The sequence below is a fragment of the Microbacterium sp. NPDC086615 genome (assembly GCF_040686055.1).
In the GTDB taxonomy this organism is placed as follows: Bacteria; Actinomycetota; Actinomycetes; order Actinomycetales; family Microbacteriaceae; genus Microbacterium.
Genome location: NZ_JBFBJJ010000003.1, coordinates 268829 through 290872, shown reverse-complemented (window position 1 = coordinate 290872; position 22044 = coordinate 268829). Strand labels below are relative to the sequence as shown.

23 protein-coding genes are annotated in these 22044 nt (G+C 71.7%); 10 read left to right on the top strand and 13 right to left on the bottom strand.

Going from position 1 to position 22044, the window contains the following annotated elements; all coding sequences use genetic code 11:
• Entirely contained in the window at window positions 1-1065 is a 1065-nt protein-coding gene (locus tag AB0O24_RS05475) for an enoyl-CoA hydratase/isomerase family protein (protein WP_307384539.1), read from the bottom strand.
• 121 nt (window positions 1066-1186) lie between these two features.
• Between AB0O24_RS05475 and AB0O24_RS05470 the strand changes: the two genes are divergently transcribed.
• Together AB0O24_RS05470 and AB0O24_RS05465 are read left to right on the top strand one after the other, a co-directional pair.
• Window positions 1187-2509 (top strand): ABC transporter ATP-binding protein, encoded by a 1323-nt coding sequence (locus AB0O24_RS05470; protein WP_363373153.1) that lies wholly within the window; start codon window positions 1187-1189, stop codon window positions 2507-2509.
• Window positions 2506-3321 (top strand): ABC transporter permease, encoded by an 816-nt coding sequence (locus tag AB0O24_RS05465; RefSeq protein WP_363373150.1) that lies wholly within the window; start codon window positions 2506-2508, stop codon window positions 3319-3321. Before AB0O24_RS05470 ends, AB0O24_RS05465 begins: the two co-directional genes overlap by 4 nt.
• Window positions 3322-3330: 9 nt before the next feature.
• On the opposite strand, the gene AB0O24_RS05460 is transcribed toward AB0O24_RS05465, so the two are convergent.
• Window positions 3331-3903 carry an NUDIX hydrolase gene (locus AB0O24_RS05460; RefSeq protein WP_307384533.1) on the bottom strand — a complete coding sequence of 191 codons (573 nt, stop codon included), beginning with the start codon at window positions 3901-3903 and terminating at the stop codon, window positions 3331-3333.
• 105 nt (window positions 3904-4008) lie between these two features.
• Between AB0O24_RS05460 and AB0O24_RS05455 the strand changes: the two genes are divergently transcribed.
• Window positions 4009-4827: a TSUP family transporter gene (locus tag AB0O24_RS05455; RefSeq protein WP_363373148.1), complete on the top strand. Its 819-nt coding sequence runs from the start codon at window positions 4009-4011 to the stop codon at window positions 4825-4827.
• 127 nt (window positions 4828-4954) lie between these two features.
• Here AB0O24_RS05455 and AB0O24_RS05450 read toward each other — a convergent pair whose 3' ends face one another.
• Window positions 4955-5344 carry a hypothetical protein gene (locus AB0O24_RS05450; RefSeq protein WP_275800823.1) on the bottom strand — a complete coding sequence of 130 codons (390 nt, stop codon included), beginning with the start codon at window positions 5342-5344 and terminating at the stop codon, window positions 4955-4957.
• A gap of 139 nt (window positions 5345-5483) precedes the next feature.
• On the opposite strand from AB0O24_RS05450, the gene cofG reads away from it, so the two are divergent.
• The 6 genes from cofG (at window position 5484) to AB0O24_RS05420 (ending at window position 13068) form a co-directional block, all read left to right on the top strand.
• Window positions 5484-7874, top strand: a complete 2391-nt coding sequence (cofG, locus tag AB0O24_RS05445) for a 7,8-didemethyl-8-hydroxy-5-deazariboflavin synthase CofG (protein WP_363373146.1) — start codon at window positions 5484-5486, stop codon at window positions 7872-7874.
• Window positions 7871-9445, top strand: coding sequence for an NAD(P)/FAD-dependent oxidoreductase (locus AB0O24_RS05440; protein ID WP_363373143.1), 1575 nt, complete (start codon window positions 7871-7873; stop codon window positions 9443-9445). Before cofG ends, AB0O24_RS05440 begins: the two co-directional genes overlap by 4 nt.
• An 8-nt stretch (window positions 9446-9453) precedes the next feature.
• Window positions 9454-10464 (top strand): glucose-6-phosphate dehydrogenase (coenzyme-F420), encoded by a 1011-nt coding sequence (gene fgd, locus AB0O24_RS05435; RefSeq protein ID WP_275796458.1) that lies wholly within the window; start codon window positions 9454-9456, stop codon window positions 10462-10464.
• Between the two features lie 128 nt (window positions 10465-10592).
• Window positions 10593-11231 carry a 2-phospho-L-lactate guanylyltransferase gene (gene cofC / locus AB0O24_RS05430; protein ID WP_275796460.1) on the top strand — a complete coding sequence of 213 codons (639 nt, stop codon included), beginning with the start codon at window positions 10593-10595 and terminating at the stop codon, window positions 11229-11231.
• A gap of 192 nt (window positions 11232-11423) precedes the next feature.
• Window positions 11424-12005, top strand: a complete 582-nt coding sequence (locus AB0O24_RS05425; protein ID WP_275796462.1) for an RNA polymerase sigma factor — start codon at window positions 11424-11426, stop codon at window positions 12003-12005.
• Window positions 11998-13068 (top strand): CU044_5270 family protein, encoded by a 1071-nt coding sequence (locus AB0O24_RS05420; RefSeq protein ID WP_275796464.1) that lies wholly within the window; start codon window positions 11998-12000, stop codon window positions 13066-13068. Before AB0O24_RS05425 ends, AB0O24_RS05420 begins: the two co-directional genes overlap by 8 nt.
• 225 nt (window positions 13069-13293) lie before the next feature.
• Here the strand turns inward: AB0O24_RS05420 and cofD are convergent, their stop codons facing one another.
• From cofD to hemQ, 7 genes are all read right to left on the bottom strand, one after another.
• Complete coding sequence (gene cofD, locus AB0O24_RS05415) at window positions 13294-14259, bottom strand: 2-phospho-L-lactate transferase (RefSeq protein ID WP_275796466.1); 966 nt, start codon at window positions 14257-14259, stop codon at window positions 13294-13296.
• A gap of 36 nt (window positions 14260-14295) precedes the next feature.
• Complete coding sequence (locus AB0O24_RS05410) at window positions 14296-14466, bottom strand: hypothetical protein (RefSeq protein ID WP_275796468.1); 171 nt, start codon at window positions 14464-14466, stop codon at window positions 14296-14298.
• 80 nt (window positions 14467-14546) lie between these two features.
• Window positions 14547-15887, bottom strand: coding sequence for a glutamate-1-semialdehyde 2,1-aminomutase (gene hemL / locus AB0O24_RS05405; protein WP_275796470.1), 1341 nt, complete (start codon window positions 15885-15887; stop codon window positions 14547-14549).
• Between the two features lie 69 nt (window positions 15888-15956).
• Window positions 15957-16940: a porphobilinogen synthase gene (hemB, locus tag AB0O24_RS05400; protein ID WP_363373136.1), complete on the bottom strand. Its 984-nt coding sequence runs from the start codon at window positions 16938-16940 to the stop codon at window positions 15957-15959.
• Window positions 16937-17752: a uroporphyrinogen-III synthase gene (locus AB0O24_RS05395; protein WP_058596528.1), complete on the bottom strand. Its 816-nt coding sequence runs from the start codon at window positions 17750-17752 to the stop codon at window positions 16937-16939. Before AB0O24_RS05395 ends, hemB begins: the two co-directional genes overlap by 4 nt.
• Window positions 17749-18798: a hydroxymethylbilane synthase gene (gene hemC / locus AB0O24_RS05390; RefSeq protein WP_363373134.1), complete on the bottom strand. Its 1050-nt coding sequence runs from the start codon at window positions 18796-18798 to the stop codon at window positions 17749-17751. The genes AB0O24_RS05395 and hemC overlap by 4 nt, the downstream gene beginning before the upstream one ends.
• Window positions 18795-19463: a hydrogen peroxide-dependent heme synthase gene (hemQ, locus tag AB0O24_RS05385; protein ID WP_363373131.1), complete on the bottom strand. Its 669-nt coding sequence runs from the start codon at window positions 19461-19463 to the stop codon at window positions 18795-18797. The genes hemC and hemQ overlap by 4 nt, the downstream gene beginning before the upstream one ends.
• A 145-nt stretch (window positions 19464-19608) precedes the next feature.
• Between hemQ and AB0O24_RS05380 the strand changes: the two genes are divergently transcribed.
• Complete coding sequence (locus tag AB0O24_RS05380) at window positions 19609-20397, top strand: DUF4239 domain-containing protein (RefSeq protein WP_363373129.1); 789 nt, start codon at window positions 19609-19611, stop codon at window positions 20395-20397.
• A 456-nt stretch (window positions 20398-20853) separates the two neighbouring features.
• Here AB0O24_RS05380 and AB0O24_RS05375 read toward each other — a convergent pair whose 3' ends face one another.
• Genes AB0O24_RS05375 through AB0O24_RS05365 form a run of 3 tightly spaced genes read right to left on the bottom strand, consistent with a single transcriptional unit; the run spans window position 20854 to window position 21937 of the window.
• Entirely contained in the window at window positions 20854-21132 is a 279-nt protein-coding gene (locus AB0O24_RS05375) for a hypothetical protein (protein WP_081319221.1), read from the bottom strand.
• Window positions 21122-21532 carry a phage holin family protein gene (locus tag AB0O24_RS05370; RefSeq protein ID WP_363373126.1) on the bottom strand — a complete coding sequence of 137 codons (411 nt, stop codon included), beginning with the start codon at window positions 21530-21532 and terminating at the stop codon, window positions 21122-21124. The genes AB0O24_RS05375 and AB0O24_RS05370 overlap by 11 nt, the downstream gene beginning before the upstream one ends.
• A gap of 3 nt (window positions 21533-21535) precedes the next feature.
• Window positions 21536-21937 (bottom strand): hypothetical protein, encoded by a 402-nt coding sequence (locus tag AB0O24_RS05365; RefSeq protein ID WP_058596533.1) that lies wholly within the window; start codon window positions 21935-21937, stop codon window positions 21536-21538.
• Between the last annotated feature and the right edge of the window lie 107 nt (window positions 21938-22044).

Here is a 22044-nt window from a genome sequence, read left to right as displayed (position 1 = left end):
TCACCAGAGCGCGAGCGCGGGCTCGAAGGCGAGGGCGGATGCCACGACCTCCGGCGCGAGATCCTCGTGCCGCCGTGGCGACCACGTCGGCGATCGGTCCTTGTCGATGAGCTGCGCACGGATGCCCTCGACCAGGTCGGGCTGGGTCTGGGCGAACCACATGACCAGACCGTACTCCTGCGCCAGCGCCGCGCGCAGGTCGGGCAGGGTGCGCGCCCGGCGCACGGCCGCGAGCGTGACCGCGACGGCGGTCGGCGCCGAGTCGGCCAAAAGCTCGGCCGTCTCGTGGGCCTCGGTCTCGGGACGCGCGCGCAGCCGCTCCAGGATGCCGTGCACGTCGTCCGCCGCGAAGGCGTCGTCGATCCACGGCCTCGCCGCCTCCAGCCGCGAGGGGCCCGCGGTCTCGTCGAACAGCAGCACGAGCTCGGTCGGACTGGCGGGATCCGCGCGTACCTGGAAGGCGTCGTACAGAGCCGGCAGATGGGCCGTGGGCACCAGGTGGTCGGCGAACCCCGCGTAGATGGCGTCCGCGGCATCCATCGTCGCTCCGGTGAGCCCGAGGTACTCCCCCAGTCGTCCCGGCGCGCGGGACAGCAGCCACGAACCGCCCACGTCGGGGGTGAAGCCGATGCGCGTCTCAGGCATCGCCAGACGGGAGTTCTCGGTGACGATGCGAATCGCGGCGTGGCCGGCGAGACCGATGCCGCCGCCCATGGTCACGCCGTCGGCGATCGCGACGACGGGCTTGGGGTACGTCGCGATGAGGTGGTCGAGCGCGTACTCCTCGCGGAAGTAGGTGTGCACCTCGTCGACACGTCCGTCCACCACCAGGCCGTGCAGAGCGCGGACGTCGCCGCCGGCGCAGAATCCGCGCTCGCCCGCACCGTCGAGCAGGATGAGCTCGATGTCGGTGTCGTCCTTCCACCGGTCCAGGGCCGCGGCGAGGTCGCGGATCATGTCGAGTCCGAGGGCGTTGATCGCCCGCGGTCGGTTGAGGGTCAGATGCCCGACACCGCGGAGGGCGTGCACCAGGACGGCATCGTCGTCGGATCGCTGAGCGTTCACGCTGCCACGTTACACACGCGCCTGGCTGCCCTTCGGCCCACCCTCCCGCTCACGCGGAGATGCGTTTTCGCCCCCGGATCGGGGAAGATGGCAGGAACGCCCGCCGACAGAAAGGGGCCGCATGCCCGAGGGACAGGTGCTCGAACTCGCCGGCCTGACCAAACGGTTCGGCGCGGTGTCGGCCGTGGACTCCCTCGACGCGCGCGTCGAGCCCGGCCTCGTCACCGGCTTCCTGGGGCCGAACGGCGCCGGCAAGACGACGTCGCTGCGCATGCTGCTCGGACTCGTGCGTCCCACCTCGGGCACCGCCACGATCGGCGGCAAGCGCTACGCCGACCTCGCCTCGCCCCTGCAGACCGTGGGCGCGGCGCTCGAGGCGTCGAGCTTCCACCCCGGTCGCTCCGCCGCGAACCACCTTAAGGTCTACGCGCGCGCCGCATCGCTCCCGACCTCGCGCATCGACGAGGTACTGGGCCTGGTCGGACTCGCCGACGTCGCCGGACGCCGCGTGGGCGGCTTCTCGCTCGGCATGCGCCAGCGTCTGGGCCTCGCGACGGCCCTCCTCGGCGACCCGGGTGTCCTCGTGCTCGACGAGCCCACGAACGGCCTCGACCCCGAGGGCATCCGGTGGATGCGCTCCCTGCTCCGCCACCTCGCCGAAGAGGGACGCACCGTCCTCATCTCGTCGCACCTCCTGGCCGAGGTGCAGCAGACCGTCGACGCGCTGCTGATCATCTCCCACGGCCGCCTCGTCTTCCAGGGCGGCGTCGAAGACCTCGCCGACCCCGACGAGTACGCCACGGTCGTCGACGCGCCCGATCGCGCGGCGCTGTCGGCGCTGCTCGACGAGCGCGGCATCCCGTACCAGTTGCTGCGCAACGGCTTCACGATCCGCCACCTCGAGCCCGTCGAGATCGGCGCTCTCGCCGCCGGCGCCGGCATCGCCCTGTCGCACCTGCAGAGCAAGGGCGCGAGCCTTGAAGACATCTTCCTCGAGCTCGTCAGCGGCGTGCGCGTCCACGCGAGCGCGGGAGGCACGACCGTCGCGGCGCCGACACCCGAACCCGGCCTCCCGGATGCGGCGATCCCGGACGCGGCGGTCCCGGATGCGGCGGTCCCGGATGCCGTGACCCCGGCGCCCGCGGCCGAGCCGCTGCCCGCGGCGGCCCCGGTCGACCCCGCGGCGGCGCCCGTCGACGACGTCGCCGCAGCGGAACCGGCACCCTCGACCGACCTCGTCACGATCCCGGCGTCCGCTCGCGGGGTCCGGGTGGAGCCGCCGTCCGAGGCGTCACGGTCCGAAGATCCGCGGCCGTCGTACTCGGTGGCATCCACGGGTGTCATCGACGTGGTGCCGCCCGCCCCCGCACAAGACGGCGGCACCGCCCCGGAAGGCGCAGCGACCGACAGCGCAGCGACCGATAGCACGGAGGTGTCCCGATGAGCCTCATCGCCGCCACGCGTTCCGAGTACACCAAGCAGTTCTCCACCGCCGGGTGGTGGGTGCTGGCGATCGTGCTCGTGGTCTACGTCGCCTTCACCGCGGGCGTTCTCGCGCTCGTCTTCGGCGGCGTGGCTTCCGGCCGATTGACCGGCAACGGTCCCACGCCGCAGACCGAGGGCCTCGCCGGCCTCGTCTACAGCTCGGCGAGCGGGGTCGGGTACGTCTTCCCGCTGCTCGTGGGCACCCTCATGGTCACCACCGAGTTCCGGCACAAGACGCTCACCCCGACGTTCCTCGCCACGCCGCGCCGCGGGATCGTCCTCGGCGGCAAGTTCTTCGTCGGCATCGTGGTCGGCCTGCTCTACGGCATCCTCGGATCCGCCGCCGCGATCGCCGCGGGCGCGGGCGTACTCAGCATCTTCGGCGTCGACGCCGAACTCGGGTCCTCCGACACCTGGACGCTCGTCGGCCGCATGCTGCTCGCCTTCGCCCTGTGGGCCGTGGTCGGCATCGGTGTCGGAACCGTCGTGCGCAACCAGGTGGCCGCGATCGTCATCGTGCTCGCCGTCACGCTCTTCATCGAGCCGATCGTCCGCACCCTGGGCGGGCTCGTCTCGGGCTTCAGCGAGGTCGTCAAGTGGTTCCCGAGCGCCGCGAGCGACGCCCTCGTGGGCAAGACGATCTTCGGCGCCATGTCGTCCGGCGGCTCGGGATCACTCGACTGGTGGGTCGGCGGCCTCGTGCTCCTGGCCTACGCGGTGGTGTTCCTCGTGATCGGCCTGTTCACGACCTGGCGTCGCGACGTCGACTGACCCGGGGCTTCACGGAGCGGGCGCGATCGGCGGAAGCAGACCGCGAGCGGCGGCGCTCGCACGCGCGATGAGCAGCGCCGGATCCACGATGTCGCCACGCGCGATCGCGGCATCCAGGTCCCCGATGCTCAGCCGCGCGTGCCGCACCTGCTCCGCCGGGTCGGACGTGTCGGCGACCCCCGGTCGCGTCTCGGTCACGCAGAGGAAGAGGTGCACCGGCCAGGCCGCTCGACCCGGGTTGACGAAGAAGGTCTGCAGCGGCACGAGCTCGGTCGCGATCAGCCCGAGCTCTTCCTCGAGCTCACGGCGAGCGGCGTCCTCGGGCGTCTCCGTCGCGTGGCCCGCTCCGCCGGGAAGGTCGAAGATCCACCGATCGAGCGGATACCGGTACTGCCGCGCGAGGACCACTTGGGCCTCCTCGACCACGAGGGTCGCGACCGCGAAGGGGACGCTCTCGTCCACCTCGTAGGTCGACGACGTCCCGTCCGGTAGGACGACCTCGTGCTCGACGATGCGCACACGCCCGACGTACGCCTCGCGGCGACTCAGCGTCTGCCATCCCGGCTCCGTCTCGTTCGTCATGCCGTCACCGTACGCGTCCTCGACGACACTGCGCACGGCCCTGCGCAGCGCGGCCGCTCCGCCCTGCGCATTTGGCGCGGCCTCCCGGGTCGGCGAGAATCAACCGTGCTCGATGGACCGGTGATCGCCGAGTGGCTCCCCGTCTCGGTGGCAGCCCTCGTCGTCCTGCTGATCGCCGCGGGCGTGGCCGGATGGGTCGACGCGGTGGTCGGTGGCGGCGGACTGATCCAGCTGCCGGCCCTCGTCATCGCCGTGCCGAAAGACGTCGCGACCCCGTTCATCCTCGGCACGAACAAGCTGTCGTCGTTCTTCGGCACGCTCTCGGCGAGCTGGGTGTACCTGCGCAAGATCAGGGTGCAGCTCGTCCTGCTGATCCCCCTCGTCGTGGGCGCCTACGCCGGATCCACGCTCGGCGCAGCGCTGTCACGATACGTCCCGCGAGAGGTGCTCACCCCGATCGTCCTCGTCGCCGTCATCGCCGTGGCGCTGTACACGCTGCTGAAGCCGAGAATGGGCCTCGAGCACGAGCCCCGCCACGACCGCGCCGCGGCCGTCGCGTGGCGTGCCGGGGCGATCGGTCTACTGGTCGGCTTCTACGACGGCATCCTGGGTCCGGGCACGGGGTCGTTCTTCGTCATCCTCATCGTGAGCGTGCTGGGCTACGGCTTCCTGCAGGCGAGCGTCAACGCCAAGATCGCCAACCTCACCACGAACCTCGCGGCCCTCGCGGTGTACGGCGTGCACGGCGAGATCCTGCTGGTCCTGGGCCTCGCGATGGCCGTCATGAACGTCACGGGCGGATTCATCGGCGCGCACATGGCGACCCGTCGCGGCAGCGGGTTCGTGCGGATCGTGTTCCTCGTGACGCTGTCGATCCTCGTCGTGAAGCTCGCGTGGGACACCGTGGTCCAGTTCACGTCCTGAGCCCGTTTCCCGCTGCGGTCCGTTCACCTCGTTGAGTCTCCGAGAAACCCGGACGTCTCAGAAAATCGTCCGGGTGTTTCGGACACTCAACGAGGCCCGATGGGAGGCCGGCGGTCGTCGGGTCGACTCACGCGACGATGTCGGCCACGTCTTCGGGCTCGGATGCCACGTCGAGACGCAGCGCCTTGAGCAACGCCACGCCGTGCTTGGTGGTCAGCACGAGCCGCTCGAACTCGTCGTGACCGGTCAGGTCGACCACGACGCTGGGCTTGCGGCCCCGGATGATGACGAAATCGTTGCCGCCCGCCGACTTCCACGTGCCCGCGCCCACGGCGACGGGAAGGTTGATGCCCGGGTTCGGCACGCCGCGGAGCCACGTCCACGCGTCGTCGGTCAACTGCACGCGATCGATGTGCTCGCGGGGCACCACGATGTTGTTCTTGCGGAACGAGAGCGCGCGCTCGGTCGGCGACAGCACGACTTCGAGCTGCGCCTGATCGAGCAGCAGAGTCACCATGGCATCCATCCTGCCAGCCCTCCCTGAGGGCGACGGGGCGTCGACCTTACGAGAGCGCAACGATCGTGTTTCCGGTCGCGCATCCGAGCTCGGCGCCGTTCCCGGCCCGGATGTCGGAGGCGAGGGATAGCCTGGAGCGATGAGTACGGGCAGTGTTGCGCCGCGAGTCGCACCGGCCCGAGGCGCATCGATCGACGATCTTCTCGCGCAGGTCCTGGGCGGCCACCGTCCGAACGTCGACGAGACCGAACGGTTGCTGCACGCCCCTCTCGACGAACTGTTCCCCGTCGCCGGAGCACTGCGCGACGAGGGTCTGGCGCGCGCCGGGCGCCCCGACGTCCTGACGTACTCGCGCAAGGTGTTCGTCCCGCTCACGACGCTGTGTCGCGACCGCTGCCACTACTGCGTCTTCGTCGACACCCCCGGCCAGCTGAACCTGCTGCGCAAGCCGACGTACATGAGCCCCGAGCAGGTGCTCACCGTGGTGCGACAGGGGCAGGCGCTCGGCTGCAAAGAGGCGCTCCTCACCCTCGGCGACCGCCCCGAGGAACGCTGGCCCGAAGCCCGCGCGTGGCTCGACGAGCACGGCTTCTCCTCCACGATCGACTACGTCGCGCACATCGCGCGGCTCATCACCGCCGAGACGGGCATGCTCGTGCACGCCAACCCCGGCGTCATGCACCCCGACGAACTGGCGACGCTGCGCCCGGTGTCGCCGTCGATGGGCATGATGCTCGAGACCACCTCGCGCCGCCTCTACGAAGAGCCCGGGCAGGTGCACTACGGCTCCCCCGACAAAGACCCCGACCTGCGCCTGAAGGTCATCGACGACGCGGGGGCCGCCGGCATCCCGTTCACCACCGGCATCCTCGTCGGCATCGGCGAGACCGTGCGCGACCGCGCCGAGTCGCTGGTGGCGCTGCGCGAGCTCGATGACCGGCACGGCCACGTGCAAGAGGTCATCGTGCAGAACTTCCGCGCGAAGCCGCGCACCGCCATGCAGGGCGCCCCGGATGCCGACATGCACGAGTACCTCGCGACGGTCGCCGTCGCGCGACTCGTGTTCGGAGCCGACATGCGCATCCAGGTACCGCCGAACCTCTCCGACCCGCGCGAGCTCGGCGCCCTGATCGCGGCGGGCATCGACGACTGGGGCGGGGTCTCGCCGCTCACGGCCGACCATGTCAACCCCGAGCGTCCCTGGCCGCAGATCGACGACCTCGCGGCGCAGACGGCCGCCCACGGCTACACGCTGCGCGAACGCCTCACCGCGCACCCCGAGTTCGTCCAGGATGCCGCGCACTGGATCGACCCGGCCCTCCACGCGCGCGTTCGGGCCCTGGCCGATGCCGAGGGGCTCGCGGCCGATGTGATCCCGCGCGCGGTGTCCGAGGGAGGAACAGGGACGCAGGGAGGACCCGACGCCGAACTCCGGTCCTCCGCCCATCCCTCACCCTCCGCTCACCACGCCGCGAGCTCCGACCCCGGCGTGAAGCGCCTCGCCGAGCGGGCGGCATCCGATCCCCTCGGGCTCGACGACGCGGACTGGACCCGCCTGCTGCGCGCCACCGGCGCCGAGCTCGATGCCCTCGCCGCCGTCGCCGACGACGCACGCCGCTACACCGTGGGCGAGCCGATCACTCTCGTGCAGAACCGCAATCTGACCTCGACGGGGTTCCGGCGCGCCGGCCGTACGGGGGCGGGCGAGTTCGACCTCGATGACGCCACGGCCATCGCCGCCGACGCCGCCGACCTCGGTGCCACCGAGATCTGCATTCAGGGCTCGCTGCGCCCCGACGAAGACCCCTCGGGCTATCTCGACGTGGTGCGGGCGGTGAAGCGCGGGGCTCCCGGCATCCATGTGCACGCCTATCGTCCGGCCGACGTGCGCGACCTCGCCGACCGCGGCGGACTCGGGCTCGACGGTGCCCTCGCCGCGATGCGCGACGCGGGCGTCGACACCGTGCCGGGCACGGGCGTGAAGATCCTCAGCGAGCGGGTGCGCGCGCTCGTCGCGCCCGGCGACCTCGAGATCGACCGCTGGGTCGAGGGGATCACCGCCGCGCACCGCGCGGGGTTCCGCTCGACGTCGGTGCTGTTCTACGGCCACGTCGAGACGGCCGAAGAGCGGATCGCGCACCTGCGCCGCCTGCGCGAGATCCAGGACGAGACCCGCGGCTTCGCCGAGTTCGTGCCCATCCCGCTGCCCGGGGGCGACGTTCCGCTCGTGACGGGGCGCGCCCCGCTCGACGAGCACCGCGCGATGGTCGCCGTGTCGCGGCTGTTCCTCTCGGGCAGCATCCCGCACGTGCAGATTCCCTGGACGCGCGTCGGCCGCGACACCGCCGCGGTGCTGCTGCGCTCCGGCGGCGACGACCTGGGCGGAACGCTCTACGACGGCCGCGTGCTGCCCGACACCGGCATCGAGCAGGGGCTCGAGCTGCCGGTCGCCGCGGCCGAACGCCTCGCCCGCAGCCTCATGCGCCCCTTCCGGCAGCGGACGACCGACTACCGGGTGGCCCCCGCGTGATCTCCGTCGAGCGCATCGTCGACGTCGCGATCGTCGGCGCGGGATTCGCCGGCCTCGCCATGGCGGGGGCACTGCGTCGAGCCGGCCGCGACGACTTCGTCGTGCTCGAGCGCGCCGCCGACGTCGGCGGCACCTGGCGCGACAACACCTACCCCGGCGTCGCATGCGACGTGCCCGCGCACCTCTACAGCCTCGCCGCGCACCCGAACCCGCACTGGTCGCGGACGTTCGCCCCGGGCGGCGAGATCCAGACGTACCTGCGCGACGTCGCGGCGCGCGAGCGACTCGGCGACCGTCTGCGCCTGCGCACGCCGATGCTCGGAGCCGAGTGGGATGCCGCGGACGCGGTGTGGCGCATCGACACCGGCATCGACGCTGAGCCGCTCATCGCCCGCTCGCTCGTCCTCGCGTGCGGCCGCCTGACCGAGCCGCACGTCCCCCCGATCGACGGGCTCGAGTCGTTCGACGGTCCCCTGTTCCACTCCGCCCGGTGGGACCACGACGTCGACCTCACCGGCAAGCGGGTCGCCGTCGTCGGCACCGGCGCCAGCGCGGTGCAGCTCGTCCCCGAACTCGCCCGCCGCGCCGCACACGTGACGCTGTTCCAGCGCGCCCCCGCGTGGATCGTCCCGCGCGGCGGCGGCGAGATCCCCCGCAGCGACCGCGAGCGTCTCGCCGAGAACCCCGGCGACCTCGCCCGCCTGCGCGCCGAACTCTACGCCGAGGGAGAAGAACGCTTCGCCTCGCGCTCGGGTGACGCCGCGGCATCCGCCGCCGCTCGCGCGATGGCGCTCTCCCACCTGCACGCCCAGGTGTCCGACCCCGCCCTGCGCGAGGCCCTGACACCGGACTACGCCTTCGGGTGCAAGCGCGTGCTCCTGTCCGACGCGTTCTACCCCGCGGTGGCGTCGGATGCCGTCACCCTCGAGCCCACAGCGCTCCTGGCGGTCGACGGTTCCACTCTCACCGCCGCGAGTGGCGAGCGGTACGAGGCCGACATCCTCGTCCTCGCGACGGGCTTCGCCTCGACCCGGCAGCCCTACGCCGACCTTGTGCGCGCGGACGACACCACCCTCGCCGACCACTGGTCGGAGGGCATGACCTCGTTCGGGTCGACGGTCGTCGCGGGCTTCCCGAACCTCTTCGTGCTGAACGGGCCCAACGCGAGCCTCGGTCACAATTCCGCCGTCCTCATGGCCGAGGAGCAGGCCGCGTACGTGGTCCGCTCCCTCACGGAACGCGATCGCCGCCCCGACCGGACGCTCCACGTCCGCCCCGAAGCCGAAGCGGCGTACACCGACGAGATCGCCGCGGCCGCGGCATCCACCCCCTGGCTGACCGGCGGATGCCGCAACTGGTACGTCGACGAGCGATCCGGGCGGTTGACCCTGCTGTGGCCGGGCACGGTGCAGGCTTTCCACGAACGCCTCGTCGCCACCGACGGGTCGGAGTTCCTCCCGTCCGTCCACGCCCCGGTGGCCGAGCCCGCCGAAGCCACGCCCACCCCCGCGGCAACCACGACCCCGGCCGCCGAGCCCGCCGAAGCGACCCCCACCCATCCCCGCCCCTAGGAGAGTTCATGAGCGTTCCCCTGCGATTCGGATACAAGGCCTCGAGCGAACAGTTCGGGCCCAACGAGCTCCTCGACTTCGGTGTCCTGGCCGAAGAGGTGGGTTTCGACTCCGTCTTCCTCTCCGATCACCTGCAGCCGTGGATGCACGACGGCGGCCACGCGCCGAACGCCCTCCCGTGGCTGGGCGCACTCGGAGCGCGCACCGAGCGCGTGATCATCGGCACGAGCGTGCTCACGCCCACGTTCCGCTACCACCCGGGCGTCATCGCCCAGGTCTTCGCGACCCTGGGCGTGATGTACCCCGGCCGTGTCGTGCTCGGCGTGGGCACGGGCGAGGCGCTCAACGAGGTGACGCTCGGCCTCGAGTGGCCCGAGGCACCCGAGCGCTTCCAGCGCCTGAAAGAAGCCATCACCATCATCAACGAGCTGTGGGCCGGCGAGCGGGTCACCTACGAGGGCACCTACTACTCGGTGAAGGATGCCACGATCTACGACCGCCCCGAGCAGAAGGTGCCGATCTACATCGGTGCCTCGGGCCCCGCGGCGACGCGACTGGCCGGACGCATCGCCGAGGGCTACATCACCACGAGCGGCAAAGACCCGGAGCTTTACACCGAGAAGCTGCTGCCCGCGCTCGACGACGGTCTCGCCAAGGCCGGCCGTACCCGCGACGACGTCGACACCCTCATGGAGGTGAAGGTGTCGTACCACCCCGACCACGACACCGCTCTCGAGAAGACGCGCTTCTGGGCTCCCCTGGCACTCACGGCCGAAGAGAAGATGAGCGTCCACGACCCCATCGAGATGCAGCGCCTCGCGAACGAGCTGCCGATCGAGCGGGCGGCATCCCGATTCATCGTCTCGACCGACCCCGACGAGCACGTCGAGCGCATCGCGCGGTACGTCGACCTCGGGTTCCGGCACCTCGTGTTCCACGACCCGGGCCACGACCAGGAGGAGTTCCTGCGCATGTACGGCGAGGAGATCCTGCCGCGCCTCCGCAAGCGCTTCGCCTGAGCGGCTCGGGTGCCGGGGCCGAGCCGAAGCGGTCAGAACTCCTGAGGAATCGACGGCGAGTGCCCCATTTCCGCCGAAACCGCTACCCCTGACCGGATACCTCAGGAGTTCTGCACACAATGGACGCGATGAGCACTCCCGAGATCCGCGACGGCTGGACCGTCGTCGTGCCGGTCAAGCCCGCCGCCCTGGGCAAGACGCGGCTGACCGCCGTCACGGCCGACCGCGAGGCGCTGGCCCGCGCGATCGCGCTCGACACGATCGCCGCGGTCGCGGCCACGGCCCGCGTCCGGCGCGTGCTCGTGGTGACCGACGACGCCGAGGTGCGTACGCAGGTCGCGCAGTGGCCCGCGGTCGACGTCCTGGCCGAGGGCGAGGTCCGCGGACTCGACGTGGCGATCGCCACCGGCGCCGACGCCGCGGGGGTGAGCGCTCCGCGCGCGGCGCTCCTGGGCGACCTGCCGGCGCTCACGTCGCGCGATCTCGATGCCGCGCTGGCACTCGCCGGCGAGGTCGAGCGGGGTCTGGTCCCGGATGCCGAGGGCACCGGCTCCACCCTCGTCACCGCGCGACCCGGCGCGGTGTGGGTCTCCGCCTTCGGCGCCGATTCCGCGGCACGCCACCGGCTGCTGGGCTGCACCGACCTCACGGTCCCGCGGGAGTCGACCCTCCGCCGCGACGTCGACACCGCGGCGCAGCTCGCGCAGGCGGTCGCCCTCGGCGTCGGCCCGCGCACCGCGGCCGTGCTGGCTGCGGCAGCGGCCTGAGGCGGGCACGGCCCGCCCCGGCGGCCGCCTGAACCGGCAACAGAATCGGACGCGTTCGCCGGAATCGGCCTCGAGGCGCGGAAGCGTCCGATTCCGTGGTGTTCATCCGATTCCGGTGTTCCACAACCCGGGTCACGAGGTTCGGATCTCGGCGAACCGAGAACCAATTCCGCGAATCGGACAATACCCAGTGTGAGCACGCATGACGGCGACATCATCGTTCGATCCCTGACACACGGGGCCGCCTTCGCCGACCTCTACGACCGGCACGAGCGCGTCGTGCACCGCTACGTCGGACGACGCCTCGGCACCGCGTTCGCCGAGGACATCACCTCCGAGACCTTCCTCGTCGCCTTCGCGCGCCGCGCCTCTTTCACCGGCGGCCTCGACGCGCGTCCCTGGCTGCTCGGCATCGCGACCGTCCTCATGCAGAAGCACGCCCGGCTCGAGGCCCGCGCGTGGCGCGGCATGCTCGCCGCTGACATCGCCCGCGTCCACGTCGACGACATCGAGACCGCCGACGAGCGGATGGATGCCGACGGCCTCGCACCGCACCTCGGCACCGCGCTCGCGGACCTCTCGCGCGGCGACCGCGACGTGCTGCTCCTGCACACCTTCGGCGAGCTCGACTACGCCGGGATCGCCGAGGCCCTCGGCATCCCTCTCGGAACCGTCCGCTCGCGCCTCAGCCGCGCGCGGCGGAAGGTCCGCGCCGCCATCGCCCCTCACGTCAGTCCGGTCCCCGGCCGAGAAAGAGAGCACCACCGTGGATGAGATCTCGCTGTTGAACCGCGTCCGGGCCGACGTGCCCGAACGCACCCCGGACGACGTGATCCGCGGCCGCGCGGCGCTGCTGCGCGCGATCGAGGCACCCGCCACGGCGCCGGCCCGACGCCCGCGCCGCCCGTGGATCTGGGTCGGCTCCGCGGTCGCTGCGACCTGTGCCCTCACCGGGGTGTTCGTCTTCGGCGGAGCCCTGGGCGCTCCGGGCGGCGCCGATCCGGCCGCCGCCGCCGTCCTCGGCGCGGCCGCTACGGCCGCGCGCGACGTCGTCGACCCGGCCGTCGGACCGGGGCAGTACCTCGAGGTGCGGACGGATGCCGTCTACGCGGCGACGGGAACGACCGAGGCGGATGCCGAAGTGGCCCGACGGGAGCGCGACGGCAACCTCGAGGACGGCGACTTCACGTCGTTCCTCGAGAGCGACGTACAGGCACTCTGGGTACCCGCCGACCGATCCGGCGACTGGGTGGAGGTCCGGTGTGCGCGCACCCCGGTCCAGACCTTCGGCCCCCGCTCCGAGACGTTGGCCTCCGAATGGGAAGGTGCCGGGGCCGACGGACGCTACGTGCTCCCCGCCGGAAAGACCGAGGACGGCGCCCCCATCACGATGCTCGATGCCGACTCGGCCGCCGACCTCCCGCGCGATCCTCACCAATTGCTGGAGAGGATCTACCAGGAGAACGGCAATGCGGGTCCCTCGCGCGACGGCGAGGCACTCGTGTGGCTCGCCGACCGGCTGCGTTCGGGCACCGTGCCGGCGGAGCTGCGCTCGGTCTTCTACGAGACGGCCGCGCTCATCCCCGGGGTCACGATCACCGAGGAGCAGGCGACCCTGAACGGTCGGACCGGCACGGCCATCGGCCGCGACGAGGGCGAGAACGGCTTCCGTCAGGACATCATCATCGACCCCGAGACCGGAGCGTTCATCGGGGAGCGGCAGGTGCTCCTGCAGCCCGTGGCCGACATGCCCGCGGGCACGGCCACCGGCTCCACGTCGGTGACCACGACGGTGGTCGACGCGGCGCCCGAGGGGACGAGCCTGTGCGAGGGATGACCGGCACCGGCCCCGCCGACCTCCTGCTGCCGCCGACGCACGTGGTGATCCTGACGGGGGAACCGGATGCCGTCGCCCTCGCGTTCCCGGAACGCCGGTCCCGCTAGCCCTGCACGCAGATTCGGAGATGCGCTACAGATTCGGATGAGATCGCTCTTGGCATCCGGATCCGGTGCGCATCTCCGATTCTGCGCGCGCGACCGAGGCCGGAAGCGCGCCCCGGACTCAGGCCCGGAGCGCCGCCTCCGCGATCGCCGCGGACGTTTCCTCGTCGCGCATCCACAGGGGTGCCACGACCGCGCGGATCCCGGCGGCCTCGACCTCGGGCGCCGCGGCGGCGTCTTCCTCGGCCAGCAGCCACGCGTCCAATACTCCGCCCGCCGACCGGGCGCCGTAGTGCCGAGCGACCGCGGCGGCAGACGTCTCGACGCCGATCGCCGTGAGGCACACGTCGGCCATCCCGCGCACCACCCGCCCGCTGATGATCGGAGAGACCCCGACAACGCGCGCCGACGTCGCGCGAAGAGCGTCCCGGATGCCGGGAACGGCGAGGATCGGCCCGATCGACACGACGGGGTTCGACGGCGCAAGGAGCACCGCATCGGCCCGCGCGATCGCCTCCGCGACGCCCGGGGCGGGCGTGGCATCCGTGATCCCGGGGTTCTCGAACGCGCGCGGAGGCAGTTGCGCGCGGTGCCGCGTCCACCACTCTTGGAAGTGCAGACGGCGTCCGTCCTCGAGCAGAACGTGCGTGTCGACCTCGCTGTCGGTCATGGGCAGGAGCCGGATGCCGAGCGGCCAGCGCTCCGCCATCCGCCCCAGCACCTGGGTCGGGGTGAGCCCCTCGCGCAGCCACCCGGTGCGCGCGAGGTGGGTACCGAGATCGAGGTCGCCGAGCGTGAACCACGGCCAACCGGCACCCCACGCCTGCAGTTCTTCGTTGACCCTCTCGGTATCGCCCGCGCGTCCCCAGCCGCGCTCGGTGTCGTTGACGCCGGCGAGCGCGTAGGTGATCGAGTCGACATCGGGCTGCAGGCGGACGCCCGAGAGCCACAGGTCGTCACCGGTGTTGACGACGACCGTGGCTTCGGGCGCTCCGAGCCGACGAAGGGCCGCGCGGACGCCGAGGGTGAACTTCGACCCTCCGACGCCACCGGCGAGGACGACGACGCGAGGCGCGGAAGACTCCATCAGGACAGTCTTCCACTGCTGCGGCGGGCGCGACGGTCAGGACGACGCGGCCGCGACCGGCCGCCACGTCGCGCGCCGACGACGCGGCCGTCGAGCGTCGGCCGGGTGCGGAACAACGATCGCCGGGCGGCGCCACAGCACGAGGGCGGCCACGACCACAACCGCGAGCGCGAGCGACAGGACGACGAGGGCGGCGGCGAGAAGCATGCGTCCAGCCTCTCGGGATCGCGGCCCCGGCACATCGGCACAAAGGACGACGTTCCTCCCCCGCGGGGATGAGATCGCCGCTACTGCGCGAGCAGCGTCGGGTCCAGCGCCTCGGCCGCGGCCTTAGCGGCCGCCGGCAGCGCGTCGAGCACCTGCCCGAGGGCGGCCTCGTCGTGCGCGGCCGTGAGGAACCACGCCTCGAACACGCTCGGGGGCAGCGAGATGCCGGCATCCAGCATCGCGTGGAAGAACGGCGCGTACCGGTACGACTGCTGCGTGAGCGCCGTGGCGTAGTCGCGCGGCACCTCGGGAAGGAACGCGACCCCGAACAGAGAACCTGCGCGCGGCACGGAGTGCACGACGCCCTCGGCCGTCAACACGGCGTCCAGGGCATCGGCGATGCGGGATGCCGAGGCGTCGACCGCCGCGTACACCTCGGGCGTCGCGAGCCGCAGCGTCGCCAGGCCGGCGGCCACCGACAGCGGGTTCCCCGACAGCGTTCCGGCCTGGTACACCGGGCCGAGCGGCGCGAGGTGGTCCATGACCTCGGCGCGACCGCCCAGGGCGGCCAGCGGCATCCCTCCCCCGACGACCTTGCCGAACGTGAGGATGTCGGGCAGGTAGGTCTCTCCCTGCGACGCCTGGAGTCCCCAGAACCCGGCGGGGTGCACGCGGAAGCCGGTGAGCACCTCGTCCATGATCAACAGCGCGCCGTGGCTGTGCGCGATGTCGGCGATCGCGGCGTTGAAGCCCGGGAGCGGCGGGACGACACCCATGTTCGCGGATGCCGCCTCGACGATGATCGCGGCGATGTTCTCACCGTGCACCGCGAACGCCTCGCGCACCGCGTCGAGGTCGTTGTAGGGCAGCACGAGCGTCTGCGCCGCGATCGGCGCGGGAACACCGGCCGAGCCGGGCAGCGCGAGCGTGGCGACACCGGAACCGGCGGCGGCCAGGAGCCCGTCGGAGTGCCCGTGGTAGTGGCCGGCGAACTTGATCAGCAGGTCGCGACCGGTCACGCCGCGCGCGAGACGGATCGCCGTCATCGTCGCCTCGGTACCCGTCGAGACCAGACGCACCTTCTCGACCGGCTTCAGGTCGCCGACCTGCACGCGGTTCGCGATGAGATCGGCGAGCTCGACCTCGGCTCCGGTCGGAGCGCCGAAGGACAGGCCTCGGGATGCCGCCTCCCGCACCGCGTCGACGACCTCGGGGCGCGCGTGACCCAACAGCGCCGGGCCCCACGAGGCGACGAGGTCGACGTACTCGCGACCCGCGGCATCCGTGATCCGAGGGCCCGAGGCCGACTGCACGAAGCGCGGCGTCCCGCCCACGGAGCCGTACGCGCGAACGGGCGAGTTCACGCCGCCCGGGATGACGTCCTTGGCACGGGCGAACCACTGGTCGTTGAGGTCAGTCATGGCATCCATTCTTCCGGGCGGGCGCGCGAGAAGGCCGAACCCCGACGCTTGTCGGGGCCGGCCGGGGGCTCAGAGCTCAACGCGGAGCCAGCGGGCGGCCTCGAGCGCCCAGTACGTCAGGATCGCGTCGGCGCCGGCACGACGGATGCCGAGGAGGCTCTCCATGATCGCGCCGCGGCGGTCGATCCAGCCGTGAGCCGCGGCGGCCTCGACCATCGCGTACTCGCCCGACACCTGGTACGCCCACACCGGAACGTCGACCGAGGCCTTCACGTCGGCGAGCACGTCGAGGTAGGGCAGCGCCGGCTTGACCATGACGATGTCGGCGCCCTCCTCGACGTCCAGCAGCGCTTCGCGCACGCCCTCGCGCCCGTTGCCGGGATCGAGCTGGTACGAGCGGCGGTCGCCCTTCAGCTGCGAGTCGACCGCCTCGCGGAACGGACCGTAGAAGGCCCCCGCGTACTTGGCCGAGTAGGCGAGGATCAGCGTGTCGGTGAAGCCCTCGGCATCCAGCGCCTCGCGCACCGCGCCGACCTGGCCGTCCATCATTCCGGACAGCCCGAGCATCGCCGATCCCGCGCGCGCCTGCGCCAGGCCCATCGCGGTGTAGCGCTCGAGGGTGGCGTCGTTGTCGACCGCGCCGTCGGCTCGCAGGACGCCGCAGTGCCCGTGGTCGGTGAACTCGTCGAGGCACAGGTCGGTCTGCACGACGAGCGCGTCGCCCACCTCGGCCACCACGGCTTCGGTCGCGAGGTTCAGGATGCCGTTCGGGTCGTCGGCCCCGGAACCCACCGCGTCGCGCGTCTCGGGAACGCCGAACAGCATCACGCCGCCGATGCGCTCTTTCGCGGCCTCGGCGACGGCACGGCGCAGCGAGTCGAGCGAGTGCTGCACGATCCCCGGCATCGAGCCGATCGGGCTCGGCTCGGTGATGCCCTCGCGCACGAACATCGGCAGCACGAGCTGAGAGGGGACGAGGTGCGTCTCGCGGGCGAGACGACGGACGGCGGGGGTGCGACGCAGGCGACGCGGGCGGTGCTCGGGAAAACTCATGAGGTCGATTCGTCGGGGGCCAGGGGGAAGCGGGCGACGGCTTCGATGAGCGATTCGACGGTCTGCTTCTCGGCGACCACGTCGACGCTGAGCCCGGCGCGCTTGGCATCCTTGGCCGTGCGCGGGCCGATCGCCGCGATGACGGTGGATGCCGGGATCTCGGGGAACTGCGCAACCACCTGTTCGGCGACCGAGCCGCTGGTCACGAGGATCGCGTTGATACGCCCCGAGTGGACGTCACCGGCGATCTTCTCGGTCACCGGCACGCCGACCGTGCGGTACGCCACGACGCTGCGGACATCGTGGCCCGCCTCGATCAGCAGGCGCGTGAGCACCGGCTTCGCGATCTCGCTGCGCAGGGTCAGCACCTTGCGCGGCTCGGACTCGAGGTCGATCATCTGCTCGGCCATGCCCTGGGCGGAGTTGTCACGCTCGGGGACGAGGTCGACGCGATAGCCGACGGCCTGCATCGCCGCGGCGGTGGTCTCGCCGACGACGGCGACCTTCGTCTCAGCGGGGATGACGGCCCGATAGGCGTAGAGCACGTCGACGGTGGTCGCGCTCGTCAGCGTCAGCCAGTCGAACGCACCCGCGGCCAGGTCGGCGAGCGCCTGCTCGAGGGTCGCCTGGTCGTTCGTCGGCGCGAAGTTGATGAGCGGCGCGATGACCGGAACCGCCCCGCGCTGGCGAAGGCTCGCCGCGACACCGTCTCCCCACGGCCCCCCGCGCGGCACGAGCACGCGGCGGCCGGCGAGCGGTTTGGGCACGCTGCCTGTCGAGGTGGTCGGCGTGTGCCGATGGCCTTCATTCATGTGGTCGACTCTCGTGGTACCAGGTCGGCCGCCCCACGTTCGAGCAACCGACGCGCGGCTTCTCGGCCTATCCGCGCTGCCCGCGCGATGAGACCCCCGTCGTCGGCAGCATCCGCTCCATTGCCACTGCCCGTTTCCCGAGCATACCCCTGCTCGACGCGCCACGGACCGTCGTGTACGGGCTCGGACTCCCCGCGAAGGGGCTCGACGCGCACGGTCCGGTCGATGCCGATGCGATGCGCCCCGTCCAGCGCGTACACGACGGCTCGCAGGCGCAGATCGCCGTCCGCGATCGACGCGTGCGTTCCGACGGGCGCGTGGCATCCGGCATCCAGGACCGACAACACCGTCCGCTCGGCGGTGATCGCCGCGCGGGTGTGCTCGTCGTCGAGCGCAGCCAACGCGGCGAGGGTGTCGGCGCCGATGTCGGCGCGCGTCTCGACCGCGAGCGAGCCCTGCCCCGGGGCCGTCGGCCACTCCGCGAGACCGAGCGCCTCGGCGCGCAGTCCGCCCAGCTCGCCGCCCAGCCGGGAGATGCCCGCGGCGGCCAGGATGACGGCATCCAGCTCTCCGCCGCGCACGCGCGCGAGACGCGAGTCGACGTTGCCGCGAATGTCGTGGATGTCGAGGCGCGGGTTGTGCCGGAGCGCCTGCGCGATGCGGCGCGGCGAACCGGTGCCCACGCGCGCGCCCGCCTCGAGGGCGTGCAAGGGGGTGCCGTCGCGAGTGACCACGACGTCGCGGGCATCCTCGCGCGGCGGTGTCGCGGCGATGACGAGGCCCTCGGGCTGCGCGGTGGGCAGGTCTTTGAGCGAGTGCACGAGGAAGTCGCAGCGACCGGCGGCGAGCGCCTCGCGCAGACCGTTCGCGAACACGCCGCGACCGCCGAGCTGCGAGAGCGACGCGCGATTGACGTCGCCCTCCGAGACGATCGGCACGAGCTCGACCTCGCGGCCCGACGCCGCAGCGACGGCGTCGGCCACCATCTGCGACTGCGCCAGGGCCAGCGCGCTGCGCCGGGTGCCGAGACGCAGGGGGGCGGTCACTGGAGGATCTCGGGGATCTCGTCGAGCGTGACCAGGCGACCGGTGTAGAACGGCACCTCCTCGCGGACGTGGCGGCGGGCCTCGGTGTAGCGGAGGTCGCGCATCATGTCGACGAGGTCGGTGAGCACGTCGGCCTCCATCGGCAGGAGCCACTCGTAATCGCCGAGGGCGAAGGATGCCACGGTGTTGGCGATGACACCCTTGTACGCGGAACCCTTCTTGCCGTGCTCGATGAGCATCTCGCGACGCTCGGCCTCGGGCAGGAGGTACCACTCGTAGCTGCGCACGAACGGGTAGAGGCACAGCCACTGCTGCGCCGGGATACCGCGGAGGAAGCCGGGCACGTGCGAGCGGTTGAACTCCGCGTCGCGGTGGACGCCCATCGCGTTCCAGGTCGGGAGGAGGTTCTTCAGCAGCTCGGTGCGGCGCAGCCGCCGCAGGTCGCGCTGGAGGGCCTGCGGGTCCGGGCCGTGGAGCCAGACCATGAGGTCGGCGTCGGCGCGGAGCCCGCTGACGTCGTAGAAGCCGCGGACGGTGACACCGTCGGCCTCGATGAGGGCGGTGAGATCCGCGAGCTCGGTGGCATCCGAAGCGGTCACCGGGTTCTCGGGGTCGCGGCGGAGGATGGCCCAGAGCGTGTAGATGGAGGAGCTGTCGTCGGACATGCCTCTCAGTCTCGTCCGGTGCACGCGGTCGATCAAACCGATTGGCTCACTCCCGAGCCTTTTCGCGCAGCGGGATGCGCCGGTGGGCCGACGGTTGGTACTGTGCCCCGACGGCGTCGGGGGACGCCCGCCGAAAGGGTGCCCCATGTGGCTCTATGACTTCCCCATGTCCGTGGGGTTGCCGCTGTTCATCATCTTCGTCGTCGGGATCTCGTGCGGCATCCTGCTCGTTCTGCGCAAGTGGGTCTTCCGGGTCGCGCCACAGGGTGAGGAGTGGGACCGCGTCCTCAGCTACGCCGTCGGCGCCTACGGCGTCTTCTACGGCGTCACGCTCGCGCTCATCGCCGCGGCGGCCTACGGCAACTTCACCGAGGTCGACGGCATCGTGCTCGAGGAATCGTCGTCACTCGCATCGCTCTACCGCACGGCGACGCTGCTCCCTGAGCCGCAGCAGGACGAACTGCAGAACCAGATCGTGCAGTACACCCGCGCCGTGATCGACGAGGACTGGCCTGAGCAGCGGCGCCTCCAGTTGCCGTCGGAGTCGGATGCCAACATCACCGGCATGCAGAAGGCCATCGACGCCGTGCAGCCGACGTCGGCGGTCGAGGTCGTGTACGTGCAGGAGGCGCTCGAGCAGTTCCGGCAGCTCGTGCACGACCGCCGCGACCGCATCGCGCTGACGCACCTCGCCCTCCCCGGCGTCCTGTGGATCGTGCTGGCGGTCGGCGCGCTGCTGAACGCGGTGCTGCTCGGACTCATCGAGGTGCGGAACCTGCGGATCCACCTCCTGATGTCGGGGATGCTGGCGCTGTTCGTCGCGCTCCTGCTCTACGCGATAGCCGGGTTCGACCACGCCTACGCCGGCCCGATTGCGGTGACGCCGGAGTACTTCCAAGACCTGCTCGACGGGTTGTTCGTCAACGAACCGTAGGCGGATCAGCCGGCGGGCGGTGCCGCGAACCGTCAGGCGGAGTTCGTGGCCGACACGCCGACACCCTCGGGCCGCAAGCGGCATGTCGCCGCCGGACTCCGCACGACGGCACGCGCCCGGCATCCGGAACCGTCGACGCCCCGGGCCTCCCACCGCGGACCGTCAGGCGGAGATCGTGGCCGACACGCCGGTAACCGATGCCCGTCGGCGGCGCGTCGCCGCCGGACTCCGCACGACGGCACGCGCTCGGCATCCGGAACCATCGACGCCCCGGGCCTCCCACCGCGGACCATCAGGCGGAGTTCGTACCCGACACGCCGACACCCTCGGGCCGCCAGCGGCGCGTCGCCCCCGGACTCCGCACGACGGCACGCCCGCGGTATCCGGAACGCCCGCCCGGAACCGCACGACGAAGCGGCCCGCCCCCGACAGAGGAACGGGCCGCTTCGGGGAAACTCAGCGCGTGTACGCGCGGACGATGCCCCAGACCGCGAAACCGACGAGGCTCGCGACACCGGCGACGACCGCTGCGGCCGCGCCCGGGTTGCGCTGAGCGCTCTCGCGCACGTCGCGGATCTTCTGATCGACCGCCTCGCTCGCACGACGCGGGATGTTCGCCTTCTCTTCGAGGGCGGCGAGCGCCGCCTTCAGCTCCGCGCGCGCGGACTGCACCGGGTCGGTGATGCCAAGCGGCACCGCGGTGCGGGGGACGGGGACGGGACGCTCAATACTCACTGCCGGCCTCCTTCACGATGCGGACGTCTTCGGCGATCGCCTCGCCCGGGTTCTCGCGGTTCGAGAGCTTCTTGAACCGCAGCCATCCGAGCAGCGCGAGCACCGCGGTGATGACGATCATCACGCCGAACACGATGAGCGCCGCGGCCCACACCTGCAGCCAGAGCGACAGCAGAGCGATCACGAACGCGAAGAACACGGGGATGGCCCAGAACACCACGATCAACGCGCCGACGAACCAGCCGGCGCCGATCCCGGCGTCCTTCGCCGTGCGCTGCGCCCACGCCTTCGCCCCGTTGATCTCGGCGATGACGAGGTTGCGGACGAGCTCGGGGATGTCGCCGATCAGCGTGAACAGGCTGTCGTCGGAGCGATCGCGGAACCCGCGAGGAGTGGTCATGCCTCAGCTCCCGGACGAGGTGGAGCCGCTCTTGGCCGCACGAGCGCGCGTGGTCGCGGTCTTCTCGGCCTGCTTCGCGTCGTCGACCGAGTCTTCGACCACATCGGCCACCTCGGATGCCGACTGCTTGGCCGCCTTCGCGGCACGCTCCGCGCGCTCCTGGGCCGTGCCGGACTGGGCGGCGGCGCCGGTGACCGACTTCGCGCCCTTCCAGACCACGCCGGGCACGGACTTCAGGGCCGAGACGCCGAAGGCCTTGACCTTCTCGACCTGCCCCTGGACGACAGGCTGTTCCCAGACCTTCTCGGCCTGCGCCTTGATCTGCTCGTACCGCTCGCGTCCCGCGCGTGCACCGAGCACGTAGCCCGCCACGAGTCCGACGACGAGTGCTGCTTTGCCCCTCATGGGGTCTCCTCACGCTCGATCGAGTGCTGGTCGACTCTCACGATAGTCACGTATTCCGATTCCGGCATCCGCCCTTGACAGACCGCGACATCTCCGCGAGGAGAGTG

Bases quoted from the DNA above. Each gene is read 5' to 3' on its own strand.
- AB0O24_RS05470 (WP_363373153.1), top strand. From the start codon at position 1,187: ATGCCCGAGGGACAGGTGCTCGAACTCGCCGGCCTGACCAAACGGTTC.
- AB0O24_RS05465 (WP_363373150.1), top strand. From the start codon at position 2,506: ATGAGCCTCATCGCCGCCACGCGTTCCGAGTACACCAAGCAGTTCTCC.
- AB0O24_RS05460 (WP_307384533.1), bottom strand. From the start codon at position 3,903: ATGACGAACGAGACGGAGCCGGGATGGCAGACGCTGAGTCGCCGCGAG.
- AB0O24_RS05450 (WP_275800823.1), bottom strand. From the start codon at position 5,344: ATGGTGACTCTGCTGCTCGATCAGGCGCAGCTCGAAGTCGTGCTGTCG.
- cofG (WP_363373146.1), top strand. From the start codon at position 5,484: ATGAGTACGGGCAGTGTTGCGCCGCGAGTCGCACCGGCCCGAGGCGCA.
- fgd (WP_275796458.1), top strand. From the start codon at position 9,454: ATGAGCGTTCCCCTGCGATTCGGATACAAGGCCTCGAGCGAACAGTTC.
- cofC (WP_275796460.1), top strand. From the start codon at position 10,593: ATGAGCACTCCCGAGATCCGCGACGGCTGGACCGTCGTCGTGCCGGTC.
- cofD (WP_275796466.1), bottom strand. From the start codon at position 14,259: ATGGAGTCTTCCGCGCCTCGCGTCGTCGTCCTCGCCGGTGGCGTCGGA.
- AB0O24_RS05410 (WP_275796468.1), bottom strand. From the start codon at position 14,466: ATGCTTCTCGCCGCCGCCCTCGTCGTCCTGTCGCTCGCGCTCGCGGTT.
- hemL (WP_275796470.1), bottom strand. From the start codon at position 15,887: ATGACTGACCTCAACGACCAGTGGTTCGCCCGTGCCAAGGACGTCATC.
- hemB (WP_363373136.1), bottom strand. From the start codon at position 16,940: ATGAGTTTTCCCGAGCACCGCCCGCGTCGCCTGCGTCGCACCCCCGCC.
- AB0O24_RS05395 (WP_058596528.1), bottom strand. From the start codon at position 17,752: ATGAATGAAGGCCATCGGCACACGCCGACCACCTCGACAGGCAGCGTG.
- hemQ (WP_363373131.1), bottom strand. From the start codon at position 19,463: ATGTCCGACGACAGCTCCTCCATCTACACGCTCTGGGCCATCCTCCGC.
- AB0O24_RS05380 (WP_363373129.1), top strand. From the start codon at position 19,609: ATGTGGCTCTATGACTTCCCCATGTCCGTGGGGTTGCCGCTGTTCATC.
- AB0O24_RS05370 (WP_363373126.1), bottom strand. From the start codon at position 21,532: ATGACCACTCCTCGCGGGTTCCGCGATCGCTCCGACGACAGCCTGTTC.
- AB0O24_RS05365 (WP_058596533.1), bottom strand. From the start codon at position 21,937: ATGAGGGGCAAAGCAGCACTCGTCGTCGGACTCGTGGCGGGCTACGTG.